Annotated in this window: 26 protein-coding genes and 1 other RNA gene; 7 read left to right on the top strand and 20 right to left on the bottom strand. The window is 44.4% G+C overall.

The genetic code is table 11. The features are described from left to right. Nucleotides 1-368: 368 nt before the first annotated feature. Nucleotides 369-1,268: an FtsQ-type POTRA domain-containing protein gene (locus tag JGK16_RS12190; protein ID WP_293179315.1), complete on the top strand. Its 900-nt coding sequence runs from the start codon at nucleotides 369-371 to the stop codon at nucleotides 1,266-1,268. Nucleotides 1,269-1,645: 377 nt separating this feature from the next. Then, nucleotides 1,646-2,917 carry a cell division protein FtsZ gene (gene ftsZ / locus JGK16_RS12195; RefSeq protein WP_293190662.1) on the top strand — a complete coding sequence of 424 codons (1,272 nt, stop codon included), beginning with the start codon at nucleotides 1,646-1,648 and terminating at the stop codon, nucleotides 2,915-2,917. A 135-nt stretch (nucleotides 2,918-3,052) separates the two neighbouring features. Here ftsZ and JGK16_RS12200 read toward each other — a convergent pair whose 3' ends face one another. Continuing rightward, nucleotides 3,053-3,832 carry an MBL fold metallo-hydrolase gene (locus JGK16_RS12200; RefSeq protein ID WP_293190660.1) on the bottom strand — a complete coding sequence of 260 codons (780 nt, stop codon included), beginning with the start codon at nucleotides 3,830-3,832 and terminating at the stop codon, nucleotides 3,053-3,055. A 151-nt stretch (nucleotides 3,833-3,983) separates the two neighbouring features. Between JGK16_RS12200 and thiD the strand changes: the two genes are divergently transcribed. Then, on the top strand, nucleotides 3,984-4,808 hold the full coding sequence (gene thiD, locus JGK16_RS12205) for a bifunctional hydroxymethylpyrimidine kinase/phosphomethylpyrimidine kinase (protein WP_293179326.1): 825 nt from the start codon (nucleotides 3,984-3,986) through the stop codon (nucleotides 4,806-4,808). A 625-nt stretch (nucleotides 4,809-5,433) separates the two neighbouring features. Here the strand turns inward: thiD and dndE are convergent. The 4 genes from dndE to JGK16_RS12225 all read right to left on the bottom strand — a co-directional run bounded on the left by dndE (nucleotide 5,434) and on the right by JGK16_RS12225 (nucleotide 10,923). Next, complete coding sequence (dndE, locus tag JGK16_RS12210; RefSeq protein WP_293179306.1) at nucleotides 5,434-5,835, bottom strand: DNA sulfur modification protein DndE; 402 nt, start codon at nucleotides 5,833-5,835, stop codon at nucleotides 5,434-5,436. A 287-nt stretch (nucleotides 5,836-6,122) separates the two neighbouring features. Then, nucleotides 6,123-8,120, bottom strand: a complete 1,998-nt coding sequence (gene dndD / locus JGK16_RS12215) for a DNA sulfur modification protein DndD (protein WP_293190659.1) — start codon at nucleotides 8,118-8,120, stop codon at nucleotides 6,123-6,125. Nucleotides 8,121-8,242: 122 nt separating this feature from the next. Beyond that, complete coding sequence (dndC, locus tag JGK16_RS12220) at nucleotides 8,243-9,928, bottom strand: DNA phosphorothioation system sulfurtransferase DndC (protein ID WP_293190657.1); 1,686 nt, start codon at nucleotides 9,926-9,928, stop codon at nucleotides 8,243-8,245. Beyond that, entirely contained in the window at nucleotides 9,925-10,923 is a 999-nt protein-coding gene (locus JGK16_RS12225; RefSeq protein ID WP_293190655.1) for an HNH endonuclease, read from the bottom strand. The genes dndC and JGK16_RS12225 overlap by 4 nt, the downstream gene beginning before the upstream one ends. A 215-nt stretch (nucleotides 10,924-11,138) precedes the next feature. Here JGK16_RS12225 and JGK16_RS12230 point away from each other — a divergent pair, with 215 nt between their 5' ends. Beyond that, on the top strand, nucleotides 11,139-11,486 hold the full coding sequence (locus tag JGK16_RS12230; RefSeq protein ID WP_293190653.1) for a hypothetical protein: 348 nt from the start codon (nucleotides 11,139-11,141) through the stop codon (nucleotides 11,484-11,486). On the opposite strand, the gene dndB is transcribed toward JGK16_RS12230, so the two are convergent. Further along, nucleotides 11,446-12,543, bottom strand: a complete 1,098-nt coding sequence (gene dndB / locus JGK16_RS12235; RefSeq protein ID WP_293190652.1) for a DNA sulfur modification protein DndB — start codon at nucleotides 12,541-12,543, stop codon at nucleotides 11,446-11,448. The genes JGK16_RS12230 and dndB overlap by 41 nt on opposite strands. A 225-nt stretch (nucleotides 12,544-12,768) precedes the next feature. Here dndB and JGK16_RS12240 point away from each other — a divergent pair, with 225 nt between their 5' ends. From JGK16_RS12240 to JGK16_RS12250, 3 genes are all read left to right on the top strand, one after another. After that, entirely contained in the window at nucleotides 12,769-14,361 is a 1,593-nt protein-coding gene (locus tag JGK16_RS12240; protein WP_293190651.1) for a DGQHR domain-containing protein, read from the top strand. A gap of 98 nt (nucleotides 14,362-14,459) precedes the next feature. After that, nucleotides 14,460-14,711 (top strand): DUF2281 domain-containing protein, encoded by a 252-nt coding sequence (locus JGK16_RS12245; protein WP_293190650.1) that lies wholly within the window; start codon nucleotides 14,460-14,462, stop codon nucleotides 14,709-14,711. Beyond that, nucleotides 14,712-15,098, top strand: coding sequence for a type II toxin-antitoxin system VapC family toxin (locus JGK16_RS12250; protein ID WP_293190649.1), 387 nt, complete (start codon nucleotides 14,712-14,714; stop codon nucleotides 15,096-15,098). It begins immediately after the preceding gene. A 108-nt stretch (nucleotides 15,099-15,206) separates the two neighbouring features. Here JGK16_RS12250 and JGK16_RS12255 read toward each other — a convergent pair whose 3' ends face one another. From JGK16_RS12255 to JGK16_RS12320, 14 genes are all read right to left on the bottom strand, one after another. Further along, nucleotides 15,207-15,347, bottom strand: a complete 141-nt coding sequence (locus JGK16_RS12255) for a hypothetical protein (protein ID WP_293179285.1) — start codon at nucleotides 15,345-15,347, stop codon at nucleotides 15,207-15,209. Nucleotides 15,348-15,486: 139 nt separating this feature from the next. Beyond that, nucleotides 15,487-16,500: an endonuclease/exonuclease/phosphatase family protein gene (locus JGK16_RS12260; RefSeq protein ID WP_293179282.1), complete on the bottom strand. Its 1,014-nt coding sequence runs from the start codon at nucleotides 16,498-16,500 to the stop codon at nucleotides 15,487-15,489. A gap of 14 nt (nucleotides 16,501-16,514) precedes the next feature. Continuing rightward, nucleotides 16,515-16,985: a DNA phosphorothioation-associated protein 4 gene (locus JGK16_RS12265; protein ID WP_293179324.1), complete on the bottom strand. Its 471-nt coding sequence runs from the start codon at nucleotides 16,983-16,985 to the stop codon at nucleotides 16,515-16,517. Nucleotides 16,986-17,065: 80 nt separating this feature from the next. Continuing rightward, nucleotides 17,066-17,386: a nucleoside triphosphate pyrophosphohydrolase gene (locus JGK16_RS12270; RefSeq protein ID WP_293179279.1), complete on the bottom strand. Its 321-nt coding sequence runs from the start codon at nucleotides 17,384-17,386 to the stop codon at nucleotides 17,066-17,068. A gap of 12 nt (nucleotides 17,387-17,398) precedes the next feature. Beyond that, nucleotides 17,399-18,055: a Uma2 family endonuclease gene (locus tag JGK16_RS12275; protein WP_293190648.1), complete on the bottom strand. Its 657-nt coding sequence runs from the start codon at nucleotides 18,053-18,055 to the stop codon at nucleotides 17,399-17,401. Next, the gene (locus JGK16_RS12280) at nucleotides 18,045-20,111 is read right to left on the bottom strand and encodes an AAA family ATPase (RefSeq protein ID WP_293190647.1); all 2,067 of its coding nucleotides are present in this window, start codon (nucleotides 20,109-20,111) and stop codon (nucleotides 18,045-18,047) included. Before JGK16_RS12280 ends, JGK16_RS12275 begins: the two co-directional genes overlap by 11 nt. Continuing rightward, nucleotides 20,108-20,371, bottom strand: coding sequence for a hypothetical protein (locus tag JGK16_RS12285; protein ID WP_325315890.1), 264 nt, complete (start codon nucleotides 20,369-20,371; stop codon nucleotides 20,108-20,110). The genes JGK16_RS12280 and JGK16_RS12285 overlap by 4 nt, the downstream gene beginning before the upstream one ends. A gap of 356 nt (nucleotides 20,372-20,727) precedes the next feature. After that, on the bottom strand, nucleotides 20,728-22,095 hold the full coding sequence (locus JGK16_RS12290; protein ID WP_293190666.1) for a DNA phosphorothioation system restriction enzyme: 1,368 nt from the start codon (nucleotides 22,093-22,095) through the stop codon (nucleotides 20,728-20,730). A 96-nt stretch (nucleotides 22,096-22,191) separates the two neighbouring features. Continuing rightward, a complete protein-coding gene (locus JGK16_RS12295) occupies nucleotides 22,192-22,761 on the bottom strand; it encodes a Uma2 family endonuclease (protein ID WP_293179267.1) in 570 nt (189 codons plus the stop codon). Between the two features lie 24 nt (nucleotides 22,762-22,785). Beyond that, the gene (locus tag JGK16_RS12300) at nucleotides 22,786-23,229 is read right to left on the bottom strand and encodes a hypothetical protein (RefSeq protein ID WP_293179265.1); all 444 of its coding nucleotides are present in this window, start codon (nucleotides 23,227-23,229) and stop codon (nucleotides 22,786-22,788) included. Nucleotides 23,230-23,308: 79 nt separating this feature from the next. After that, a complete protein-coding gene (locus JGK16_RS12305; protein WP_293190646.1) occupies nucleotides 23,309-24,454 on the bottom strand; it encodes a transposase in 1,146 nt (381 codons plus the stop codon). Nucleotides 24,455-24,716: 262 nt separating this feature from the next. Next, nucleotides 24,717-25,100, bottom strand: a complete 384-nt coding sequence (locus JGK16_RS12310; RefSeq protein ID WP_293179263.1) for a hypothetical protein — start codon at nucleotides 25,098-25,100, stop codon at nucleotides 24,717-24,719. 23 nt (nucleotides 25,101-25,123) lie between these two features. After that, nucleotides 25,124-25,220: signal recognition particle sRNA small type (gene ffs / locus JGK16_RS12315), an RNA gene on the bottom strand. Nucleotides 25,221-25,243: 23 nt separating this feature from the next. After that, entirely contained in the window at nucleotides 25,244-25,510 is a 267-nt protein-coding gene (locus tag JGK16_RS12320; RefSeq protein ID WP_293179261.1) for a YciI family protein, read from the bottom strand. Nucleotides 25,511-25,537: the final 27 nt, after the last annotated feature.

A 25,537-nucleotide genomic window follows, 5' to 3' on the forward strand; every position in this document is an offset into this window, starting at 1 on the left:
GTACTGTGAAGGCAGAGGCTTGAGCCGGATGATGCGACAAGTGTCAAGTCCGGTTCTTAGGGGAGGGAGATACGGCGACGTATGCTCTCTTACCCGACAGTCACAAGTACGGTTTTGAAGGAGAGGGGGAATGAGTAATTATTCCCTCGACTCTATCAAAGTAGTCAGTAAGTTAGGTGTAAACCTTGACCGACTGAATAGACGGTGCTTGACGACTCCCAGCGAGAGTTAGAGTTTGGGCATTGCCCAAGCCTGCTTTGTCCGCAGAATCGAGCGTGGCTTTAGCCCGCTCGAGTGTCAACCCCTATTAACCGACTACGGTATAGTGGGGGAATTCCCGTCTGTCTAGTTAAATTGTCAAGAGGTAGATGGCTAGTTTTGGAGTGGTTTCTCAAAAAGAGTTAGGGCGCAGGCGCGAAGAGTTGCGGCGGCAGCGTCGCGCTCGATCGGCAGCCCTGATGTGGCAAATGTTGGCAGCGAGCGCGATCGCCGGGGGTTTGCTGTGGTGGATTGCACAGCCGGCTTGGTTGATTGCTCGATCGGAACAAGTGAAGGTGGAGGGCAATCAGTGGCTGTCGGACAAGGCGGTGCGCTCTTTGGTGCCGCTGTCTTACCCGCAGTCGCTGTGGGGAATTCAACCGCAGGCCCTGGCCCAAAAGCTGGAGTCAACGGGGCCGATCGCCAAAGCGAAGGTGACTCGCAACTTGTTTCCGCCTTCTTTGACGATAGAAGTGTCAGAAAGGCTGCCGGTGGCGGTGGCACAGCCGACTGCGGTGTTGAAATCTAGCGACAAGGACAAGGTGGGGTGGCTGGATGCTCGCGGAGGCTGGATGCCGTCAGAGAGCTATACTGCTGTGCGATCGGACAATAGTTCGATCGCACCGGTCAGCCCTCAGGGAACCGGGCCCCAGCATTCTTTGCCAACTTTAAAAGTCATCGGGCCTTTGGAACAGTATCGAGCCTCGTGGCCGAAGTTTTACCAAGGACTCAGCGGCTTGACTGTGAAAGTGTTTGAGATAGATTGGCAAAACCCAAATAACTTGATCTTGAAAACAGAGATCGGTACGGTACACTTAGGGCCGTACAGTTCCAAGACTATCGAGCAGCTTAAAGTTTTAGACCGAATGCGACAATTGCCAAAACAGCTAGATTCAAGCAAAATAGCCTACATTGACTTGAAAAATCCTGCTGCCCCGATCGTCCACTTGCCAGAACCCCCTCCTAGTTTGGAGAGTTCAACTCCCGCACCAACTCCGGCTCAGAATTGAGCCTGTGTCTTGGAAAGGCGGGAGAAGGTATAGTCGATCGACAATCAGAATTTTTACATCTGGGCATCAATACGCAAGACTGGAAATAAGGACACTTTTTTGATACCGATCCGCATCAGAAAAAAAATTCATAACTTTGGGTTCGATCCGATGCGTTAAGGGCTGGTATCCATTTTTTTCATTTTGCCTTGCCCAGAAGTGCCTTGTGCACAAGCACCTAGATGGGGTATGCAAGCTATGGGCGAGCAACAGCGGCCAAATCCGAGATTGCTAACATTGAGCCTCGACCAGTGTTAGTTTTTCGCGCAACATTAGCATATAGTTGATGGTGAATTGGCGTTTAGTTAAAAAGCTGTAATCTACTATCCCAGACTCTCATGAACCTTAATAATAGTCAGGGGTCTGACCAAGACAGTCCCCCTTCGGAAGAAGTAAAAAATTTTCCGGTGGCCTTAGATTCCGCCAATCCGTTTAGACGCAAGTCTGGTTATGTAAATGTAGATAGTATTGATATCGATCCTATGGTCAATCCCAAAGACATAATGCCCAGCAGTGCCGCCAAAATCAAAGTAATTGGCGTTGGCGGTGGTGGCGGCAATGCCGTTAACCGGATGATTGCTAGCGAGGTTTCTGGTGTCGAGTTTTGGTGCGTGAATACGGATTCCCAAGCTCTGGTGCTCTCTAATGCTCCGAAACGCTTGCAAGTCGGACAAAAGTTGACGCGCGGTTTGGGCGCGGGCGGCAATCCGGCGATCGGACAAAAGGCTGCTGAAGAGTCTCGCGACGAAGTTGCTAATGCTTTGAATCACGCCGATTTGGTGTTTATCACGGCCGGCATGGGTGGCGGTACGGGCACGGGCGCGGCTCCGATTGTCGCGGAAGTGGCTAAAGAAATGGGCGCTTTGACTGTGGGCATCGTAACCCGGCCTTTCACGTTTGAGGGACGGCGGCGCACCAGCCAAGCTGAGGAAGGAATTGCGGCTTTGCAAAGCCGGGTGGATACGCTGATCGTGATTCCTAACGACAAGCTGCTGTCTGTGATTTCGGAACAAATGCCCGTACAAGAGGCTTTCCGAGTTGCTGACGATATCCTGCGCCAAGGGGTTCAGGGTATTTCTGACATCATTACAATTCCCGGTTTGGTGAATGTTGACTTTGCTGACGTGCGCGCTGTAATGGCGGATGCGGGTTCGGCTTTGATGGGTATCGGCGTGGGATCTGGCAAGTCGCGGGCTAGGGAAGCTGCAATGCAGGCGATTTCTTCGCCTTTGCTGGAAGCTTCCTCGATCGAGGGCGCTAGAGGTGTAGTGTTTAACATCACTGGCGGTACAGATATGACGCTGCATGAAGTTAATGCGGCGGCTGAGACGATTTATGAAGTTGTCGATCCGAATGCCAATATTATTTTTGGAGCGGTGATTGATGAGCGGCTTCAGGGCGAAATTAAGATTACTGTGATCGCTACTGGTTTTTCGGGGGAAATGATCTCATCGTCTCAGGCTTCGCGCGCGCAAAATGTTAATGCTCCTTGGCGGGCTGCGACTGTGCCGGTGACTCCTGCTCAACAGCCGCAGGATGCGAAAACGAAACCGCAGGATTTCGGATTGGATATTCCTGAGTTTTTGCGAAACCGTCGCCCAACCAAATGATTTTAGATTTTGGATTTTAGATTTTAGATTGTGGATTGTGGATTGTCGATAAATCTCCAATCTGAAAAATCTAAAATCTATTGAGATCTGGGATTTGGTATTTTGGATTTATCTAAAATATAAAAAATCTAAAATCTAAAATCTAAAATCTAAAATCTCTAGGGTTTGTCCGGGTTCGGGTTCGAGTAGCTGGGTGGAGAGTCCTGAATTGGCAAGTAAATCGCGAAATTCGGGGATGCTGCCGATCGACTTCACTAACATTGGTAAAATACCCGTGGCTCGGATATCTCCTGTGGTTGTAGGTACAAAAAACCGAGGTTTTAGGGTTTGGGCAAGTTTCAGGGCCTCAGCAGGGCCGATGATGATTTGTCCGAGGAAGGGGAAGATTTGACCGATGACGGGGGCGATTGCTACGTCTACGGTGTCTATTTTCTGTTTGACTTTTTCTAAGGGCGGCAGGTGTGGTTCGTAATAAAGAGTTTCGCCGCTGTTTAAATCTTTGAGTAAATAGCCGTTTTCTTCTTGTCCGGGCTGGATTTCGGCTCCGGGTACGGCGGTTATTTGTAATATTTCTTTAAATGTAGACTCTTGCCAATTTGTTAAAGATGTGATATTGGTGTAGCCTAAACTGCTGAGGACTTTGGCGGCGGTGGGTGAGGCGATCGCGGGAATTGTGCGATCGAGCTTTTCGAGTGTTGGTCTGTGACAGTGGTCGTCTAAGCCTTGGGAAATTAGGATAAGATCGATCGGCGGTAAGGTACTGGGAGTAAAGGCGACGGGCGTGTTGTGGTAGGCGGTGAACAGCCAAGGTTGACCGTAAAATACGAGGGGATCGACCAGCCAGGGATCGACTAAGATGGTTTGGCCTGCGATGTGGAAGATCCAGGAGTTGAGGTCGATGCGGGTGAGTTTCATATTTATTTGCAATAATTCTTTACTTGATTTTAATCATAGCTAATTTGGTTGGGGATTTTGAACCGCAGATGATGGCAGATGAACACGGATGAACGCGGATAATATGGAATTTATCTGCGTTTGTTTGCGTTTATCTGCGGTTGCACAAAAGATGATTAAATCTAAGATTCCTGTGGCTTTGACTGTGGCTGGATCTGATAGCGGTGGCGGGGCCGGGATTCAGGCGGATTTGCGGACTTTTGCTTTTCACTGCGTGCATGGTACGAGTGCTCTGACTTGCGTGACAGCTCAAAATACTTTGGGTGTGACGCGGGTGGATGCTTTGTCTGCGGAGGCTGTGGCCGCTCAAATCCAGGCGGTGGTTGGGGATATTGGGGTGCAGGCTGCGAAGACTGGGATGCTGCTAAACCGGGAAATTATGGCGGTAGTTGCTTCCCAGGTTGAAGCTTGGAATATAGGAAATTTGGTTGTCGATCCGGTGATGGTATCCCGATCGGGCGATCGACTGATTGACGACGGGGCGATCGCATTTTTGCGCGATAATTTGATTCCTTTGGCGGTTGTTGTAACTCCTAATCGCTTTGAGGCTGAGATTTTGAGCGGAAGAGAGATTGTTTCTTTAGATGATATGCGATCGGCAGCGCAGGAGATTTATCGATCGGGCGCGAAAGCTGTTTTAGTCAAAGGTGGCGGGATGGCGGGAGATTTGCGGGGAATTGATGTTTGGTTTGACGGTACGCGGCTGGATGTGTTGAAAACTGAGACGGTTGATACTGGGAATACTCACGGGACTGGTTGCACGTTGAGTGCTGCGATCGCTGCTAATCTAGCATTAGGTAAAGATTTGTTTACAGCGGTGACATTAGCTAAGAATTATGTTACTACTGCTCTGAAATATGCTTTAGATATTGGGGAAGGTCAAGGCCCAGTAGGGCATTTTTTCCCGCTTTTGGTCTCAAAAGTCCTTAGTCATTAGTCATCTCATCGCCCAAAAGAAAGATCGGGAGCATCTCAATTTTGCAAAAAGCATTTTTTTTATTATAGTGCGAGCGTCCCCGCTCGCGATTTGTAGCATACGCGAGCTCTTGCGTGCTCGCACTATAAATGCAAAACTGAGATGCTCCCGAAAGATCGCAATCAAATAGGTTCGATCGTTCGGACTTTAGTCCTTCTTTATGCGGACTAAAGTCCTCACTACGAACCGTTTTTATTAGTGGTACAGTTGTTAAATTGTCTACTTTTAGGCTTGGGAATACAGGGAGGGCGATCGCAAGAATGTTTGATTTGGTGAGGGTTTGGGGGTTTTGGGCGTTGAGGGCAAGCGAGTCAGCGCAGGAAGTGACAGTTTGCTGTAACTGCGATCGCCCGGAATTCCCTATTGTGAAATCATCGAATTTAACAATAGCCCCATGGAACTCCTCAACTACTACTTTCAAACATCTACTTCCTTCCAACCCTTATTCTATCAGGTCAAATTTGTAATTTGCCATAAAATCCTCCGCCGCGACAGCCAAACATTGGCACTGATAGCACTCCCAAATAAATTGTAAACTCTTCCCTTCTCTTTCTTCCTTCGCGTTCTTTGCGCCTTCGCGGTTCGTTTAATTTCTCAATTTCTCAGGAGAAAGCGCGATCGCCACCAAATCTTCAATCTTCTTAATATTCGGATCGCCAGCTAAATAGCCAATACCTCGATGCAAGTGCAGGCGAAACTGTTGGGCGAGAGTTTCCTTGGACGTACCCAAATTATCTTGATAACACCGCTGCTTGAGAGCAACGATCAGAATATCAGCCATGTCGCCGCCAAAAACATCCCAGCTTAGTTCCACATTGCTGTCGCTCTTAATAGGTACTGGGGATGGGATGCTGGGTTCGGCGAGCGATCGGCAAAATCCCCACCGGCACAGGACGTTCCACCGATCGATTTTAGTCGATCGTTTGAGTTTAGATAGTTGGTCTTTGGCTGTTTGAGAGAGGCAGATGCGATCGACTGGTGGTTCCATGAGTTGAGAATTGTTTGATATCTGGTAAAGAGTGTTAATATTTGGGAAGCTCAGCCTCTAAATTTACGTTTTTTGACCGAGTTAAAAAACTAAAATTAACAAATTTTTACAGGGCGCGGGCTTGATAAATACAGCGGTTTTTGGTATTATATTTTTAGTAGGATGAATCCTAACATAATGGGATGGTTGCAAAAATAAAATTTTCGCAACCATCCCATTATCCTATATATACTACCGCAACTCCCCGGAAAAGTCAAGGGGGTTGCTAAAAATTTTGGCGCGGTTTTTTATGCCCAGAAATAACCAGTTTCGACGGTAGTTTGCCGTTTGGTCGAATCATAGTTGAGGAGGTAGCTGTGGGCGATCGCCTCTAATTCTTGCAGCTTATCATATTCTGCTTGCCGAATCTCCGTGTCGGTAGAAAGCAGGATGACTTGGTGGCTGGCTGAGGGAAAATAGCGTTCGACTAGGTTGTTTCTGTGGGATGAGTCGAGGCGGCCGAGGGGAGTGTCGATCGCAACTGGTAACTGTCTCCCGGATACTCTGGCCAATCCCCACAAAAAGGCGATCGCCAGCAGTTGTTTTTCACCAGCCGAAAGTCGGTGTTTGGGTACCGGTTTGCCTTCTGGATCGTAAATTGAGAGGCTAAAGGTGTCAGTGTCGATCGCAACTCTGTGCACCAGGTCGCTTTTGTGCAACAGGTAGCGAAAACAGTCGGTAATCTCTATTTCGAGTTTGTTGAGTTTTTTGAGGGTGAGTTTTTCTTTAAAGAGTTTGAGGGTATTTTGCGCTTTCGCGATCGAAGCGATGACGTGTTGGCTGTTTCTGATGGTAATATATTCGCTACTGTAGCTTTCTAGTTGTTTCTGGGTTTTGGCTAATTCTTTATCTAATTCTGCGATGCTACTGTTTGCGGATTCCAAGGCTGCGGCTGCGATTACAACTGCTTTTTGAGCATTTCTGACTTCTTCTTCTAATTTCTCGTAGGCTTCGGGGGAGGCGGCGGCGGCGAGTTGTCTGTCGGTGAAGTCAATTTCTGTTTCGATGTGGGTGATTTCTGCTATTTGTTGGGCCACGAGAGTTTCTTCGGCTTTGATTTGGTAGCCGAGGAGGTTTTCTAATTGCTGGATGTTGCTGTTGTCGGCGTTCATCCAGGGCGGGGCGTCGGTTGCCGCTTGCTGTTCGAGTTCTCGATCTTCTTCGCGGATGAAGTCTTGAATTTTATCTAGCTGTTGGGGATTTAAGGAGATTTCGGCGATATAGTTGAGGAGGCGATCGCTTCTTTGTCTGATAACATTTTGGGCAATCTTTGCTTGCTGCTGGCTGGCTTCGGTTTCTGCTTGGGTTTTTGCAGCGGTTAGCAAGGGTGAAATAAGCGCTAGCGGTAGCATATTTGATGCCAATTCCATCATGGCTAGACGGGTTTTGTCTGCTTGATTTCTGTAGTCGTTTAGCTGTCTGTCTAGTTGACTGCGATCGCCTGCAATTTTTCCGCCTTGATAAATAAATTTGTCTGATGCTTTTTGCTGATTTGTTTGAGCTTTTTCTAATTTATTTTTCAGGCTGGCTTGTTCTTCAGTTGCAAATTGTTTTTTGTTACTAATTTCCTGAAAAGTTGCTTCAATTTTTTCTAAAGCTGCCAAGTCTTTTTTGCCAGCAATTTCTTTGCGCTTGCGGCCTGCTAATATTTCTAAATCGACAGCGAGGCGTTCTGCTAATTCTAAACCCAACAAAGATTTAATCGCCCCGACGACAAACTCGGGCGGAGTTTCGAGTTCGGCGAGTTCTTTGACTTGTTCGCCGTCAAACAGAAACAGGTTGGATATGCCGACTGGTAAAAGGGTTTCGATATATTCGTCCCAAGTGTTGGTAATGGCTTTGTCCGACCACCAATCCTTGACTATTTCGCTGTATATGAGAATGCTTAAGGTGTCTTTGATATCTGGTTTTTTCCAGTATCTAACAATTTTAAATTGAGTTAATTGGTCATCTTGGACTTGTTCAAATGTTAGTTCTACGCGGGTTTCTTCTAGTGGGGGAGTGTGGCGGTTGACGCATTGATTAATAAAGTCGCTGTAGCTTAAATTGCCTCGGGTGGAACATTGGGCGCGACCGCCGTAGAGGGCGAGGCGAATGGCGTCCATGAGGGTGGTTTTTCCGCCGCCGTTCATGCCGCCAAATAGGATAACCGGGCAGGGATTTCCGTCTTTTTCGGGGCGGAGATTGATGGTTTGGGTGCCTGCATAGGGCCCGAAGTTTTTGAGGACGAGTTCGAGGAATTGCATTGTAGATGTTGTCGGTGGTTGCTGATTTGTTTAGAAGGTGCGTCAGCCATTGGGCTATCAATTAGATGCAGAATAATGCTAGCTGACGCATCCTACGCAGAGGAAGTTTTGATTAGACAGATTTAATCTTTGCTATTTTTATCTCCTACATCGGGAGTTGAAAATTTGATATCTGCCCAAGATAGCTGCTTCGCTTGATTGCTGCTGCTTTCAAGTTCTTGTTTGAGTTTGGCAATATCGACGGTATCGGATTGTGCAGAAATGTTGGTTTGGGCGATCGCACTTTTGACCTGCTGAATGTTTTCAGTCGGATTTGCTATAACAGCTTCCACCGCAGTTTTTAAGTTGCGTTGATAGTGGGCGTTACCAATCGCTTCCTCCTTCGATCGCGAACTGGTTTCAAAACACTTGTCCAAATCCGCGTAAATGCCTGTACGGCGGGGTTTTGTGTAGTATTGGCGTTCTGTGTCGAGGAGTTTTGCCATCAATTCGAGGTGCATTTCGTCCTCGCTGCAAATTTCTGCGATCGCAGTCCATTCGTCGCTACCTAGGAGTTTCCTTTCGGCGGCTGGGCGGGAATCTGCAAACGCTTCCCCGGTGACTTCTTGATAAATGCGGGGTAAACTGTCGTCAAATTCGTGCTTTTGTTCCAGCCAAATGCGGCGGATTTCGCTAAGTTCTTCCGGGGTAATTAAGGTGATGTCGCGCATTTCTAGGGGTGCGGTTTTGCGGATGTGGGTTTGTGCTTCCAGGACTCGTCTCAGCCAGTGTTCTCGCCAGAATTTGGTGTATGGGCCTGGGATGGGTTCGACGGAGGTTGTGTCGTCGCCCATGTTGCGTTCAAACAATTCTACTCTACCGTAGATGCGGCGAAAGTCTCTTTTTGGGTGATCGTCTTTTATATCTAATTCATTACGAATATCAAGGAGAGGCTGCATCCATTCTTTTTCCTCATCGTTTTGAATCATTGCCTCCATTGATTTATCTTGGCTTACCATTGTGCAAACCCAGCAGCCAAAGCGAGAATTTCCACAACTAGGAGTAGAAGTATCAACAACTAAAGGACATTCATTGTCGGCTGTTGCACCTCGATACATACTTAGTAAATCTTTATTGTTATTTCCCCAAGGATTATCCCACTGCATCAAGTAAAGCCATACTTCATCTGTTCGCCAGTCTTCAATGGGAAGGTAAATATAAGAGTTAGGGCGAGTGGGATTAGCATTGAGGCGTTCGCTTACCCGCCACTCCCTATGTTTTGCCATGTTTGCAGCGCGTTTAGCACTTTCAGCCTTGCGAGTCCCTAGAACAAGAATCACTTCACCGCTAGTTCTAATTATTTCACGAACAAAAGAACCTGTTGGTTGTATTTTCAATCGTTCCGTACACCATCTAAATCGGTTCCTAGGTGCTGGGTATCCCTTGCCTATTAAGCACACCCAAAAGGTATCTTGAACGGCTGGATAAGTTAAGTGAGTTTCTATTGGCATTCCCTGTTCTTGGGCCGCCACTTTCATCCGTTTTAGAGAATTATGTACTCCAGCAGATACTATAGGGTTTTCTACCAGTGTATCATTTGTAAGAACATGAATTTTTTTGTGGCGTTTCTCAATTGGAAGTTCTGCTATTGCATACCATACAAGCTGCAAGACTGCGGAACTATCTTTGCCACCACTCCAGCCGATTACAAGTGGGAGTTCATCTTGACAATAAAGTTCTTGAATTTCTTTTTTTAAGATTTCTATGTCTGCAATTAAATCGCCAATATTGCGTTGCGGAAATAGCGATTTCTGTTGTAATTCATTCATTTTCTATAACTCCTTTTTGATTTTACAGTAAACACATTTTTACGATGCCACTGAATCGCATCTATTCTCGGATAATATTGCTCAGAACTTGGCAAAAGAATCTGTTCTCCGTGGAACTCTATCATTAATCTAGGGTGTGGTGAATCCTCTTCTAAATCAATAGCAACTATAATTTGATAACGATCGTCTATAGCAAACCATCCTCGGTCGAATGCCCAATGATGATTTTTGCAGAGTGAGAGCCCATTATCTGGTCTATTATCATAAAACTCAGAGAATGGCTTGATATGTGCGCCATCTACAATACTTTGACTAAGCGAACGTGTAACTTTCAATCGACAAAAAGCACATCGGTAATCATACAAATGCACGACGGATTTACGGAAAATAGCCTCTCTAAACAAAGATTTTCGTAAATACACCTTTGGTTGTGCATCTGTATCACTAGATTCAATACTCTCTAATTCATTCCAGGTAGAATCTTGGAGAGACTGATTTATTATTAAAACATCTTCTATCTGTTTTTGGCTTGAGGAAAACCAGGCAGATATCAGTATATCTATTAATTCTTTTTTTGCATTATAGTCTCGCAATAAATCAAATAATTCATCATCTATTTTTGCTGCTTCAACATCTCTTCTTAAAGAGTTGATGGTTTGAGGGCGTCCTCCCGTGTATTCTTCGCTAAATTTAACGTGCCAAAATTTAGGTTTCTTGTTTTTTAAATGAAAAAACGGAATAGCAAAATCAATCTCCTCAAAACGGTCAGAACTCAATACAGACCAGTATCTTTTGAAGGTGTTAATTAATTGATCCGAAACAGTAATATTGTTCTCGTTAAGTAAGCCTTGTGTAATTAAATCAATTACAGACAGTAGCAGTATTGGCTGATTTAGAGCGTTACCTCCTTGTTTATTCTTGCCTACCTTAATCTGAGAAAAACAATTGCGATAGTATGCTAAATTCTTATTTTCGGACTCTTCTCCTGTAGTCATTTTCTCCTCCTGTTAGGATTAAATAAAATCCGAACTTGAATTTTACACTATTGTCAACAAAAAGTTAAGCGTAGGCAAAACCATAACGCAGAAACTAGACAACTTAAGCAGTGTCAGCAGACTAAAAAATAATTTTATAGCCTAGACAGGAGATAATTATATCACTGTCCGCGTGCATCTCCGGTTCTCAAATCCATCCCACCCGCAAACTAAATATGTCCTACAGTGACTTCAAAACGATCGACCAAGCCGTCTCAACCCTGGATCTAACCGTTGAAGACATTCCCCACTTATTCAGCCAAATTACCCCGATCGCACCTTCAGAACGCCTCAAGCAAACCCTGGACGAAACCTTAGACTTAGCCTCAAGTATCAGCAGCGAAAAAGCTCGATCGGAATTAATCATCACCCCCATTTTACTCGAAATCCGGCGCACCTTTAACAACAAAATTGGTTATTTTTCCGGCAATACGTTCAACGTAGAAGAAAGTAAAGGATTAACAGGGGCTTGTGACTTTCTCCTCAGTGCGTCCAGCAATCAATCCTCGCCTTTAAATAATTAGTCATCCAATTAACACTCGCCCTCGACTTAGAAATCCCCCCTTTTACCAAAATTCCTCCCTCCCAATCAGGATTAGAAATCGACCAATCAACCTGCTGCAAAAGGCTCAAATGTTCCTCCCAATTATTGGGAAAAACCGCCAGCAGAACAGCCCCAACTTCCCCCAAACTCTCCAGTACAACACTATGACAGTGCACGCAATTCCGCCGTACTTCCCCCGCCGCAACCTGCTTGTGCAGAACTAATTGCCAATCTGGAATAAAACTGCTGACGACATTCCAATAACTAACCGCCTGTTGTATTTGCTGAGTAAGTTCTTCCTGTTTTTCCTGTTTTGTGGCGCGGTAACGAGGGGGTTTCGCGTGTTTGCTGCTGTGGATGTTGGACAGCAAAGCTATCGTAGCACGATCGATCGCACTTAGCGCAAACAATTTGGGCGATCGCCCATTCAAACTCCCCCTCTCCATCTCCGTCAAACAGCGGAACACCTCAACCTGCTTAACAACCGCCTTCAGCACCACAGCCGAATCGCCCCGGTGGTTGTAAAGTAGACTTAGCGACGACTCCAAAGGAACTTGAAAATTGTTCAAATCGGCAAACTTTTGCTGCGAATTTTCCAAGCCAATATCAAGATACAAAATCAGCGCCACAGTCTCATATCCCAACTGCGGATTTTCCCTCAAAGCCATCTCAAAAGCTGCGCGCCGATGCTGTCCGTCATTAATAGTAAACTTAGCATCCATCGGCACTCGCAAGCGACCGATTTTGCGTTCTTCCGCTTCATTTCCGACAGCTTCAAAAGTAATATCCGCATCAATAGAAGCGGCGATCGCCCCACAAGTATAATTCCCAGAATTTTTGACAAAATAATCAGCAATTTCGGGAATCCTAGCATGGTTAAGCACGCGTTTCGCCCGCAAAGACGGCGGTAATTCTTCAGAATCTAAGGGGAACAATTTCGGCAAAAAACGCACCGGACACATCGATACGTAATATTCGCGGCCCGCTTGAATTCCCCGGATCGCCGGCAAAATGTATTCAAAGGAAGGAGTAGACATATTTTTTTGTGAAGCCGGAGATAAATCTCAACCCTGGGCGATCGCAATTCTTCATCTGCGACTTAGATAAAGTCTTGACATTTTGCACAAATTATGATATGCGGCTTGAATCTCATAACTTAACAACTCCAGTATTTCACAATGCTTTTTAAAAAACAAGAGTTGACATAAATTTTAACCTATGATATTTTTGGAAACACAGCGTAAATTATATAAAAACTCCCTATGACTACCAATCCAGCGGCTGACCTCGCTAAACAATTTTTGGAAAAAGAAAATCGCGAAAGACAGGAAATCGCACTGTTATTAGACAATTATTTAGGAAAAGACGATCGCATTTTCGTACAAAAAACCCAGATGGGAAGCAGCGAAGCCTACATCGGTTCAGTCACCCTAGAATGGTTAGACTCCCGCGTCCGTTTCGCCTCGCAAATGCCGCTTTTCCGGCAAAAATTCGACCTCCAAACCAACAACATCGTCCGCGACGACGAAACCATTGACGAAATTATTCAGCGCCCCTTAGATTGGTCGCGCCAAGCAGCCCTCACTCAATATTTAGCAGCCCGAAAATCCCACAAATTCCCCGCAGTTTTAGTCGTAGTCTGTCCCCCGTGGGTAGACAATCCTCACGCCCAAGAATGGGATGAAAACGGCGTCGCGACTAAATCCGCCGCTGAATTCATATCCTTTGATAAAAACGGTAATTTAGGGCTGTTGGATGTATCTCCAAAAGTCTCAATTTTTGCCTTAGACGGACAGCATCGGCTGATGGGAGTTCAAGGTTTAATGAGTTTAATTAAAACCGGAATTCTGCAAAGATACAACAAAAATAAAAAACCTGTGGGCGATGCAATTACTCTCGAAGATTTAGCCCAAGAGTATCAAATTGACCCCGAAACAGTGTATAAATTAGCGCACGAAAAAATCGGGATTGAGTTTATCCCGGCGGCTGTGGCGGGGGAAACGCGGCAACAAGCACAACGGCGCGTGCGATCGATCTTTGTGCACGTTAACCTGATGGCGGTAACTCTGAGTCAGGGACAGCTAGCATTATTGAACGAAGATAATGGATTTGCCATCTGCGCCCGCAAAATTGCCGTCACCCATCCCTTATTAAAAGAGCAAGATGATAGAAATCCCCGCGTTAATTGGGACAGCGCCACAGTCGCAGCAAAATCAACAGTGTTAACAACATTGCAAGCGCTGCAAGATATGGCCGGGCGGTATTTAGAACATAAATTCCCCCATTGGAAGCCGGAAAGAAAAGGTTTAATTCCCATGCGTCCGGAAGATGAGGAACTGAAAGAGGGAATAGAAGAGTTTCATAAATTGTTCGATCATTTAGCAACTTTGCCCAGCTATCAAAGAATTGAAAGCAGCGAAGAAACAGCAGAATTGCGCCGATTTAGTTTTGAGAAGCCTGGTGGCGAGGGCAATATTTTGTTTCGTCCAGTCGGTCAAATTGCCTTAGCTAATGCTTTGGGAATTCTAGTATTTAGAAAGAAATTGTCGCTAACATCTGTTTTCGACAAACTCCGCAGGTATGATGTGGATGAAGGATTTAGCTATATGGAGAATCCTGAGTCTGCGTGGTACGGGATTTTGTACGATCCGAATAAAAAGCGAATGCTAGTTTCTGGAAGGGATTTAGCCACGAAGTTAATTGTATATTTGGTTGCGGGAATTGAGGACGATATGGATCGGGCTCATTTGCGGCAAGCGGTGGCCCAAGCGAGGACTTTTGAGGATAAAGCTGTTAGTTTTAATAGCAGGTTTGTGCATCCAAAAGAGGTGGGATTGCCGCAGGTACTTACCTAATTTTTATTGGCCAAAAAGTCCACAGCAGGGAATACTGATAAAGCAGGAAGCAAATAGATTTTGTATAATTGAATCTGCACCTTACCTAGAACCAGATTATGACCATCGCTGAACAGATTTATGCGATCGCCAAAATCCTTCCCAAAGACCAAGCTAGTGAAATCCTCACTTTTGCTGAATTTGTCTGTGCTAAGCATTTGAGCGCGAATCAACAAACAGACACCGTAGACTCTCCGATTCCTTGGGCTGAATTTGTTTTTTCCCTGGCTGGAACTTGGGGAAAAGATTTTCCATCCATCGAGGATATTCGTGCTGAATCTGGACAAGACATTTTGCGGGAGAGTTTGTAAATGTACGTTTTGGATACAAACACCTTGATCTACTATTTCAAAGGTCAGGGACAAGTTGCTCAAAACATTGCTAATGTTTCTCCTCAGGAAATAGTCATTTCTGCGATCGTTATTTTTGAGTTGCAAGTCGGCATTGCTAAATCCAATTCGCCAGCCAAACGCACTCAACAACTTCAGCAATTTTTGAGCCGAGTTAGCGTTATTGCTTTCGATCGCGATGCTGCTGTTGCGGCTGCTATAATTCGCGCCCAGTTGGAGCAACAAGGTACTCCCATCGGCCCCATCGATGTTTTGATTGCAGGGACAGCCGTAGCCCTTCAAGGGACTCTCGTTACCCACAATGTCAAGGAATTTTCTAGAATTTCGGGACTCGCGATTGCAGACTGATATTGACTAGCTTCAAAAGTAAAATCTTGTTAAATTGATACTTTTAAAAGTATGTGCTAGTTGCTCAATTGATCTGACAATAGAACCTGAATAATGATAGTTCAGACATCAATACCATCCTAAAGTTCTGCGATCGGATGAACTTTGCCCTCTTCTACTTCCTGCGATCGCAATCAGGAGGCTGTTGAGGATATCTTCTTTAGATAGATCCTCTTCATCTTCTTCAAACAGTTGACCTAGGGATTGCAAAATCAGGGTTTCGATCGGTAAGTTGAGTTGGCTAGCTTTCTCAAGAAGCTGCTGTTCTAGGCGATCGGGATGGTGAGGGTAATTTGCATTGGGTGTGCCTCTCGATTTTAATAGTATAAAACATTTGTCACAATCTTGCTTACTTTAACAAAATTAATTCTGCTGCTACAGGTAAATGATCGGACTCCGTTGCTGGTAAAACGGAACTCGATTGAGCGCCCCAATGCTTTGAATGCCAAATATAATCAATGCGACAAACCGGATAAGTTAAGTTCAAGTTAATTCTTTTCGCAAAGAAACCGTGAGGCCAGGTAAAACCAAACCCAAACCCTGATTTGAGGAAAGCATCTTGCAAAACTTTCTGCACGCTGTCATAGTCTTGAGATTCGTCTGTCATGTTAAAATCGCCGGCGACAATTACTGGCAAAGTTTCTTGCCCAATTCGCTCTACTAAATCTTGAATTTCGGGAAAACGTTGTTTGTATTTGTAAACTGGGATTTTGATAGATGGCAATATTTGATACATTTTAACCCACGGCCCGGTTGCTTGCATATTGTAAATGACTATCTCTTCCCCTGCAAATTTAATTATTGCCCGCTGCTGCGTTTCTGGATGGTTGGCTAAGTGCAAGATTTCGCTGGATACAATTGGATATTTACTGAGAATTGCTACAGGTGGAGTGTCTATTTGATAGGGATATTCTGTTTTTAACGAAGTGAAAGCTGCGCTATGTTTGCGAACGGTTTCTTGTAAAAATATTAAGTTCGGTTGTTGTTGGTTTATCAGTTTAACTAAAGTTTGTGGCTGAGTTGCGTGCCAACCGACGTTATGCGATAATATTTTCAGGCTGGGCTGGGAATTGGCGATGCTTGTTGTTGATTCGGGGGAAAAGTATTTGAGGTGCAGCCAGCTTAGGAGTAGAATGCAGGCAATTGATGAAATAATAGAGAACCAGCGGTTTTTGATAATTGAAAATGCTAGTACGGGTAAAAATAAAATTGGCAATAAAATTAAGGGAGTGAAAGTGCCAATAAAAGCCACAATCCACAGCCGATCCCAAAAGATTAGTCTGAGAATGAAATAACAGATAATGAAGGCTGAGTAGGTGTAAGCGAAAAAACTTACAGCTTGTTTGAAGTATCTATGAATCATAATTTATAGTTAATTCAGAATAAGAACTTGCTTAAATCAAATTCTTCATTTGACCGATGTTTATTGTCCCTTTCAGAAATTAAGAACAATAAAAGGCGATCGGTATAATCGGCTGCACCCCGAAATTCTTCTCGCAAAATTTCCAGGCCACCATTAGCATATTCTTCAAAAATTTGCAAGCGTTCTGCTTCTGATTTTTCGTCGAGATGGGAGAGAATTTGCGGATTTTTGGTTTCGGCGATCGCAATTAGCTTGATTGCCATATCGTAGCCCCTGGATACAAAAATATCAACATCGATTGAACCGGGTTCGCGTTTGGAAATTTCCCCTAAGGGCGATCGTTTTTTCCGCTTATTTCCCAAGGAGGCGGCGAAGGCGATGACATCGGCGTAAGTCTGGAAAGGCCCGGTTTTGTTGTCGGATAAAGTTAAGGATTTAACTAATTCGGCTTTGTCTTTAGCAATTCTAATTCTGTTAGCAGCCATTTGGTAATTGGAATTGGTAACTGTCAACTATCAATTGTCAACTGTCAACTGTCAACTGTCAACTGTCAACTGTCAACTGTTTAGAATGTTCGTAACAGCATAATTTTTTGTGCAAAACCGCCCCTGTTTTCCCGGCGCTTGGCTTGTGCGTTTAAAATGCGATCGCCCGAAATGCCATAACTTAGCATCAGTGCATCTATCACCTCATACAAATCAGCCAATTCTGCCACCAAATTATCCTTGTCAGCCTCAGCCACTTCCGCAGCTTCCTCAATCAATTTCTGCCGCAAAGCTTGACGATATTCTTCATCTGACAAAACAGCAGTTTCGCATTCATTCCCGCTTTCGCGAATAATGTCAGGAATGCGATCGCGCACCAACTTATAATACTTTTTTTCCATATCAAACTTCCTTCAACCTTGACTAAAATTTTGAATTAACCAGCGATTAATTTCTCCATCATCTTGAGTTTGACTTTGATTCAAAGCTTCCTCAACTAACGCGATTTCTAGCCCAGGTAAAACCCGCGACTGTTGAACTCGGCCACTACCTCCGCCATTAATTGCAAAGGCAAAAACCTCCCGCGTGTTTGCACGTTCAACCCAATATTCGCTAATTCCTGCGTCTTCATAAAGCAACCGCTTGTTACCCAAGTCATCACTAAAAGAAGATGCGCCAATTTCTATTACCAAATTAGGCGGATCGTATTCATTCAAATTAACAGGTGAATTACTGTCATTAGGAGGAACCCTCAAATCCGAACCGATGTAGTAAGCTAGATCGGGTTGAAACTCACGAATACCTGTTTTGCGGAAACTGGCATTAGCAAATTGAACTACTCGGATATTTCTCAATGCAGCAAACAGAATAACTACATACGGGATAATTGAATTATGACGCGCGTGCAATGGCCCTACTGGTGACATTTCTACCCTCATTTGTTCTCGATCGTAATAAAACTTGCCTTTTTCCCAAGCTGAATCCTCAGTGAAGGCTAGAAACTCTTCCCATGTCGCTTTCACCCAAATATCTGTTTCCAAAACCTGCGTAATTGCCGAACTAAAAGCCATAATCCACCTCTACAATTTTTGTATATTCAAATTCATCGGGACTGCGCTTAACTAAAGCATAGCGCATCCCGCCTAGGTAGATTGAATCTTCTTGGCAATCAGCTTTAGGAGAATTGTACTCCAGTACGTATTCCTTACCGATCGCACTTTCCATCTCTTGGGCTACTTCTCCGCGCCACTGAGTTTTCGTTACCAAAACTATGAGTTGATTCGCTAGCTTTGGCAGTTTATTCGCAATTTGTTTGCGATAAATCTCGTCTAAACTGCCAAAGGGAGAATCCATGACAATGGGAAAGGTACTGCTATCCGGGCCCATCAAAGTATTTTTTTGACTCCACTCGCGCACGCCCTCAATAATCCCACCGATAAATGACAAACTGAGGATTTGATTTTCTCCCGTCGAAGCGGCGACTAGAGATTCTTTGCCTGAGGTATTTTCTACTAGGGTTAGTTCGTATTTATCGCTCAATTTGGGGATGTAAGGAGTAAAAGAAATTTGACTAAAAATATCTTGCACTCGCTTTTCTAAATGAGAACAAAACTGTTTTTCTAAACGCGATCGCACTTCTGTCAGGCGATCGATCGCATCCTGAGACGCAGCAATCCGGCGCTGGGCCAACACTTGCTTTTCCTCATTCAGTTGCTGCTTGTCGATTTGCTTGTCCAAAGCGACTATCTGGGCAGTCAAACTCTCAATCTGCTGCTGGTTAGAGCCTGTTTCTCGGTGCAAATCGCCAATTTTTGCCTCAATCTCATCCAAACGCTTTTGCAAGCGACTGACATCGCCGTTAGGGAAGTTTTTTAGCTTGGTATGAATGTCGTCTAACTGGCTTTCCACGCGAGAAAGTTCGGATCTACCGCGACTGATGTTGCTTTGTTGGCGATCGATTTCGTCCCAAAAATCAGCTATTTGGCGATCGATCTCATTTATGCGATCGCTAATTCGGATCGTAGTTTCTTCCACATCCCCAGCACCGGCTTTATTCATCCAACCCGTGACATTTTTGCAAGCTTCTGAACCCTCCACCAATTGGGCACCGCAGATACACCGCTGCTGTACTAATAACTGTTCCAAAAATGGCCGTTGAATCCCCGAAAGCAACTCGCCTTTTTCCCGCAAATCAGCGATGAGCGTTTCAAATTCAGCCGCCACATCCGACATAAATATCGTATAACCGCGCACAGAAATTTCTCTTTTTATAGCATCTAAATGGGTAGCATTTTGTTGTTTAAGCAAAGTTTGCTGCATTTCTAATTCATTCCGCAATTTTTGCAACTCAGCAGAACCACTGAGTTCCAGCAAACTAGCATTTACTACTTTTTTTAATTCACCTTGGTTGGTCAATTCTTTCTCAACTTCTACTTGCTTTTGTAAAAGTTTATCTTTTTCTTCTTGAAGCTTTTGCTTTTCTTTTAAAAGTTTCTTGATTTCGGAACCGCCAATCGTTTTTAAATCATTTTCTAGAGACTTTTTGGCTTCTCCCAAATGTCGGATAGATCGACTCAATACCTCTACTCCCAGCAATTCCTTTGTAGCTTCAGCAATTTCTTCTTTCTTGTCGTGACGGACAATTTGCTCGATTCGTTCTCCATCAAAAAAGAAATATTGATGCAGACTTTCCGGCAAAATCCGCCCGATAATATCGTCTGGATGCTGCGCTGACGGCATCCAGCGCCCGTCATCTTTTGATATTTGCAAGAATAATTCGTTCTTGCCATGTTCTACATTATTTTCACCTTTATAAACGCGGCAAGCACGTCTTACTTTATAGCGACTTGTGTCATGTTCAAAAATAATCTCTACCCAACAATCTACTTTTTTGCCAGATTTGGCTTCCGCAAGGGCGCGTTTATTGACTAATTGTTCTCCCACCGCAAAAGCTGCGCTGAATTTTTCATACAGCACCCAAGTAAAGCCGTTCATTAAAGCTGTTTTTCCGGCGCCGTTATTGCCATGAATTACTGTGATGTTTTGTTCGCCCCAAGCTAGCTTAATTTCGGGAGTTTGGCCGTAAAATTGCCGAAAATTGCACAGAACAATTGACATTAATTTCATAGAACCGCTTCCTTAATTATTTTCAAAATGTCATCGCTAATATAGCGGGGAACTCTCATATATAGTTTATCTTTTTCCAGTTCCAATACGCGCTCGATAATTTGTCTGACTTCCGGCGGTGCGCTGGTAATTGGTTGCTGTACGTCGCTCAAGTCTTTGTCAGTATGATAGCTGGAACGCTTTTCTGCTAAAATAGCGATCGGTACGGGTGCGATCGCACTATCTCCATATCTAAAAGCCATAACCAGATTTTCATTCATATTTTCAGTCATAAGAAGAAGGAAGAAGGAAGAAGGAAGAAGGAAGAAGGAAGAAGGAAGAAGGAAGAAGGAAGAAGGAAGAAGAAAGAAGGAAGAATGCTTATAGAGTTTGCTTTTGAGTTATCTGTATTTGACGTTGAATTAGGTGGATTTACTTATTTTATTGCAAATATTAAAAAATATAGGGGTTCTGCATGGCGAGAAACCCGGTTTCTACGAGTTTTGCTCTCCCCTCACGGAAAATCTACGAAGAAACCGGGTCTCTGGAGTCTGGGTGCGTCCGCGAATCAAATTAGCAACTCAAACCGCGATCGAATAATTATATCTTTTTAAGATAAACCGAACCTGAATAAATGTCAAATATCCAACAATCCGTAACGTTTTTGAATTTGCACCAATTTGACCCTAGCTTCCCCAGCATTGTCAGCTAAATCGGCAAATTCCAGGAAGCGCTTTAACTCTTTTCGCAGCAAGTTACGCTCGACTTCTAAACTTTCTCGACCCAAATCTGGAGGCAAAACTATCATATCAAATAAAGTTGCCCTTTCTTTCCCCGGATGCGGCCGCAAGATTCGTCCTCGGCGCTGAACAAACTGGCGCGGATTGCTGCTACTTGCTAAAATTACAGCATGGCGAATTGCTGGAATATCAACGCCTTCATCTAAACAGCGAATCGCGACTAAACCTTGCAATTCTCCACTCTCAAATTGTTGGCGCAATCTTTCTCTTTCTGCTAAGGGAGTCGCCGCGGTATAAGTGTTAACTCGATAGCCTAATTCTGAACCCAATAATTTTGTGGTTTCTGTGAGTTGGCGGTGATTGCTGCGGCGCGCACCTGCTTCGATCGCACCGTCGCCGCAGTAAAATAATGTATGCGATGTGTCGAGACGGTGCATCATTAGTTCTCGCAACGCTGTTAATTTATTAGCCGCCGCCCCAATCAACCTAGCCCGCTGCATTAATAAGGTTGTTAAAGCATCGTTTTCTTCTACTTTTTCCTCCCCCGACAGCGCCCAACCAATTTTTTTAGTTAAGTAGGAATATTTGCGGGTTTCGGATTCGGTCAATTCGACTAAAATCGGATAGTATAAATAATGTACTAATGCTTTTTGGCGGATGGCGTCGGCTAAGGTGAGTTCGGGCTGCAAAACAGGGCCGAAATAATCTAAGATAGCTTCAGTTCCCTGTTCGTCGAAGTGTCTTTCTGGGGTGGCAGAAAGGGCGAGGCGGAGCCCAATGTTGCGCGGTAAACTTTCTCCTAAACGAGGCGCGCCTAGGTTGTGTACTTCGTCTCCAATAATTAGGGCTTTTTCGGGGAAATACTGGATTTGCGATCGCAAACTATCCAACATTAATGTAGCGTTAGTTGTGATAATTGTGAGAAATGCGCGATCGCCCGTTAGCGAAGCCCTCGAAGAGGATCGCACTTCATACAAACCAGCAGCCAGCTTTTTTTGCCAACTGCGGGCGCTATCAAAAGCTAAAATAGGTTTTAAACCAAATTTCTCCGATTCGCGCGCCCACTGATTCACCAGATGGCAGTACGGGCAAATTACGAGCAGGACTTGAAGGTTAATTTTATTGTATAATTCAGTGGCGATCGCCAGTGCAGTAATCGTCTTGCCGCTACCCGTCGCCATCTTCAGCGTACCGCGTCCCTGATTTGCAAACCAATTATCCACCGCCTGTTGCTGATACTGTCGCAATTGCAGCGATGGCGGCATCCTCGGGAACCCAAATTCCGAATTATTGGCTGTTAAGTGATTCACCTTTAAATGCCGTTAGATGCAACTTTATCCTGATTCAACTGTAACTCATTTCTAATTAAAACTTAACAGATCGAACAAATTTGCCGCGGACAGTTGCAAATCCGACAGCACATGGAGTACAGGTAAAACATCTTCATTCTCTTTAATTTCAGGTTCCTGCTGCGGTTGAAAAACAATTACTAATTGTTCTTCCGGGTCAATCAGCCACCCCAGTTTAGTCTGATTTTTGAGACAAAACAAAATTTTGTTAATTACGCGACTGGAACTTTGATCCGGCGATAAAATCTCAATTATCCAATCCGGTGCAATTTGAAAGATATTTTCAATTTTTCCATTAGCATTCAGAGGAATCCGAGACCACTCGAATACTGCTATATCTGGAACAATAGAACGTCCATCAAAAGTGCAGCGCAGTTCAGGAAAAGCAAAAGCTAACTTTTGCGGTTCTCCCACCTGATTAATTCTATTCCCAAAACGGGTTTGCAGTGTGCTGTGTTTTCCTTGTGGCATAGCTTTTTGATAAATTTGACCATCAACATACTCGCTAGCCGGCTTCGTTTCTGGAAGCACCAAAAACTCTTCCAGAGAAATCTTGGACGGAGACTGAATTGACGTTAGCATAAGCGATTAAACCCTCAAAAACTCTTAAAAATTAACATCGCCGTCAGTTTCCCAATCAGGACAACTATCCGATTCCACACCAGTAGGGTGCATCGCACAAACCAACAAATTTCCGCCGTAAACTTGACCGTGATAGTTCATACAACCGCGACAAACCGGATGCTGCGTTGGCGAAGGGTCTACATAAGTCACAAACGACGAATCTATCTCATCAAAATCAGGCTCAAAGTCCCGGCAAATTTCGATTATTGGTTCGAGAAATTCATTTAAATAACCATCAAATTCATTTAAATAACCATCAACTTCAACAATCAGGTTATTTTGTACTTGTTCTGTAAACTCTTCCGAAATTTTTGCCAAAACGTCCAGCATTTCGACAAACTCTTCGCCGATGTCGGTGAAAAAATGCTCTACTTCAGAAACAGCATTTTCCATGACTTCAAAAAAATCTTTAGACCAATCTTCCATAAATTTGACGGCTTACTATGGCAAAATCTTTAACAGTTGACATACTCCCCGGCGTGAACGCGCGGGGATTCTTGACACTTCACGGAGATGTGCCACAAGTGGTCTTACCTTCTCTCTGTGTCCGTTTAGAGTCGTGGCAATGCCCTATCCCGACTTTGTTTATATTCTTGGCTGCATTCTCATCGCGATCGTGTTCGATACCGCAATTCAAGCATTGAACCGAGCGGATTTTTAAATCCAATTTCCCCCATCTAAAACCGCAATTTGAACAGATTTGACTTGTTGGTTCCCAGCGACTAATTACCCTAAACTCTCTGCCAAACTTTTCAGACTTAGCCTCGCACAAAGCCCTAAACTCGTACCATCCCTGTTGGCTAATTGCTCTCGCCAGTTTCCGATTTTTGACCATGCCCGACACATTCAAATCTTCCAAAATAATAGTTTGATTCTCACTAACAACTTTGGTCGATAGTTTGTGCAGAAAGTCTTTACGGGTATCCCCAATTTGATTGTACTGTTTCGCAATCTGAATGCGAGTTTTGTTTCGGCGCTTTGAGTCTTTGGGCTGCCTTGCCAACTTGCGTTGCAGTCTGCGAATTTTTCGGTCTAACTGTTTGTAGCTTGGACTTTTAGCTGATGTTCCGTCGCTCATCACTGCAAAGGTTTTAATACCCAGATCGATGCCGATGCTGTGGTTTTTAGCTTCGACAATATCGGAATTAATCTCTACAACAAAGCTCAGGAAATAACGGTTGGCACAATCTTTGATTACTGTGACAGAGCTAGGGTCTGACGGCAGTTGTCTCGACCAAATAGGACTAACATTTCCGATTTTTGCCAGATACACGGACTCACTTTTGATAGAGAAACCCGATTTGACAAAAGTTGCAGATTGACTGTTAGTCTTTTTTTTAAACCTGGGTTGACCGAGTTTTTTACCTTTTCTCTTCCCTTTTAGGGAGTCAAAATAGTTTTTGTAAGCAACATCTAATTGTTTGAGGGATTGCTGCAATGGCACGGATGACACATCTTTTAACCATGCTCTCTCTTCTGTCTTTTTAGATAGAGCTAGAGACTTGGATAGAGTGTTATAGCCGGGATATTTTCCTGACTTGCTTTGAGTTAAGGCATCATTCCAAACAACTCTCACACAACCAAACAACTGCGCTAAACTTTGGCGTTGTTGAGTGGTAGGATAGAATCTGTATTGGAATCTTGCTTTCATTGTTTGTCGTTTGTTTTACTATTCCATTCTAACAGGCTCAGTAAAATTTACCAAAAAATTAAAGCCGTCCTTAAGGACGGGGTTTTAAACCCAATTTTTTGATAAGTACAGCCTGCCTCCAGCGAAGCTATCGCACCTACTCTCAATTCTATTACCTATTGCGGTATATCCACCCACATCTGACAGAGAAGATATTCAAAAAGGGAACTCAAGATTATTATCCTGAGTTCCCTTCATGCTTTGCTGCGCGAGCTTTTTTCGCTTAATCGCGCTTGAGCCGCCGCAATTCGTCTTGTAAATTCTGTACCTGTTCGCGGAGCTTGTCTACGCCGCCGGTTTCTTTAGTTTCTTTTGTAGAAACTTCTTCTTCCTCAGAAACAATTTCAATCCGCCGAGGTTCAGCGGGTTTTTTGTCCCCAGCAGCTTCTACAGGTGGTTGCTGCTGCTGAGCTTGTTGCACCATATCATCAACAAAGCGACGAGCTTCTTCTGTTGACATCTCACCGCGCTTCACCAATTCATCTGCCAGCTTTTGGGCTTCAGTGCGTAATTCAGTTAACTTGCTGCCAGCTTTTTCACCAGCGTAGGAAGCTAGCCCGACACCAAGGTAAACTGCTTTTTGTAAAATATCTCCGAAACCAGGCATAGGAACTACACCTCATAAAACTGGGTGAACCGGAGACCACGCCTATTACAAGCATCCCGTGTTGCTGCTACCTTCCGGTCCTGACAAGATTTGGGCGTTGGAATCGCGTGGATCCAGTTCATTTACGAGTATAACACAGTTATTTATTCTTCAACCACACACCAGTGATAAATTTCATAAATAACGCAACCGTTCTTCACCAGCGGGTCTTCAGCGACGATCGCCTTTGCCTCATCCATCGAAGCCGCCTCAAACATCAACATACCGCCGCCCCGCCTCGCCCAGTAGCCAGTTTTCGCTCGGTGTCCTTTAGAAATCAAATCTCGGACATAAGCTCTGTGAGCTGGCACGTGCTGGTCAAACACAGGCTTTTCGACAATTCCTTGCTCAATTTTGACAAACCAAGGCATTTTAAATTTTAGATTTTAGATTTGGGA

The sequence above is a fragment of the Microcoleus sp. PH2017_09_SFU_O_A genome (assembly GCF_020738625.1).
Lineage (GTDB): Bacteria > Cyanobacteriota > Cyanobacteriia > Cyanobacteriales > Microcoleaceae > Microcoleus.

Coding starts and splice junctions, on each gene's coding strand:
- JGK16_RS12190 (WP_293179315.1), top strand. CDS start 369: ATGGCTAGTTTTGGAGTGGTTTCTCAAAAAGAGTTAGGGCGCAGGCGC.
- ftsZ (WP_293190662.1), top strand. CDS start 1,646: ATGAACCTTAATAATAGTCAGGGGTCTGACCAAGACAGTCCCCCTTCG.
- JGK16_RS12200 (WP_293190660.1), bottom strand. CDS start 3,832: ATGAAACTCACCCGCATCGACCTCAACTCCTGGATCTTCCACATCGCA.
- thiD (WP_293179326.1), top strand. CDS start 3,984: ATGATTAAATCTAAGATTCCTGTGGCTTTGACTGTGGCTGGATCTGAT.
- dndE (WP_293179306.1), bottom strand. CDS start 5,835: ATGGAACCACCAGTCGATCGCATCTGCCTCTCTCAAACAGCCAAAGAC.
- dndD (WP_293190659.1), bottom strand. CDS start 8,120: ATGCAATTCCTCGAACTCGTCCTCAAAAACTTCGGGCCCTATGCAGGC.
- dndC (WP_293190657.1), bottom strand. CDS start 9,928: ATGAATGAATTACAACAGAAATCGCTATTTCCGCAACGCAATATTGGC.
- JGK16_RS12225 (WP_293190655.1), bottom strand. CDS start 10,923: ATGACTACAGGAGAAGAGTCCGAAAATAAGAATTTAGCATACTATCGC.
- JGK16_RS12230 (WP_293190653.1), top strand. CDS start 11,139: ATGTCCTACAGTGACTTCAAAACGATCGACCAAGCCGTCTCAACCCTG.
- dndB (WP_293190652.1), bottom strand. CDS start 12,543: ATGTCTACTCCTTCCTTTGAATACATTTTGCCGGCGATCCGGGGAATT.
- JGK16_RS12240 (WP_293190651.1), top strand. CDS start 12,769: ATGACTACCAATCCAGCGGCTGACCTCGCTAAACAATTTTTGGAAAAA.
- JGK16_RS12245 (WP_293190650.1), top strand. CDS start 14,460: ATGACCATCGCTGAACAGATTTATGCGATCGCCAAAATCCTTCCCAAA.
- JGK16_RS12250 (WP_293190649.1), top strand. CDS start 14,712: ATGTACGTTTTGGATACAAACACCTTGATCTACTATTTCAAAGGTCAG.
- JGK16_RS12260 (WP_293179282.1), bottom strand. CDS start 16,500: ATGATTCATAGATACTTCAAACAAGCTGTAAGTTTTTTCGCTTACACC.
- JGK16_RS12265 (WP_293179324.1), bottom strand. CDS start 16,985: ATGGCTGCTAACAGAATTAGAATTGCTAAAGACAAAGCCGAATTAGTT.
- JGK16_RS12270 (WP_293179279.1), bottom strand. CDS start 17,386: ATGGAAAAAAAGTATTATAAGTTGGTGCGCGATCGCATTCCTGACATT.
- JGK16_RS12275 (WP_293190648.1), bottom strand. CDS start 18,055: ATGGCTTTTAGTTCGGCAATTACGCAGGTTTTGGAAACAGATATTTGG.
- JGK16_RS12280 (WP_293190647.1), bottom strand. CDS start 20,111: ATGAAATTAATGTCAATTGTTCTGTGCAATTTTCGGCAATTTTACGGC.
- JGK16_RS12285 (WP_325315890.1), bottom strand. CDS start 20,371: ATGAATGAAAATCTGGTTATGGCTTTTAGATATGGAGATAGTGCGATC.
- JGK16_RS12290 (WP_293190666.1), bottom strand. CDS start 22,095: ATGCCGCCATCGCTGCAATTGCGACAGTATCAGCAACAGGCGGTGGAT.
- JGK16_RS12295 (WP_293179267.1), bottom strand. CDS start 22,761: ATGCTAACGTCAATTCAGTCTCCGTCCAAGATTTCTCTGGAAGAGTTT.
- JGK16_RS12300 (WP_293179265.1), bottom strand. CDS start 23,229: ATGGAAGATTGGTCTAAAGATTTTTTTGAAGTCATGGAAAATGCTGTT.
- JGK16_RS12305 (WP_293190646.1), bottom strand. CDS start 24,454: ATGAAAGCAAGATTCCAATACAGATTCTATCCTACCACTCAACAACGC.
- JGK16_RS12310 (WP_293179263.1), bottom strand. CDS start 25,100: ATGCCTGGTTTCGGAGATATTTTACAAAAAGCAGTTTACCTTGGTGTC.
- JGK16_RS12320 (WP_293179261.1), bottom strand. CDS start 25,510: ATGCCTTGGTTTGTCAAAATTGAGCAAGGAATTGTCGAAAAGCCTGTG.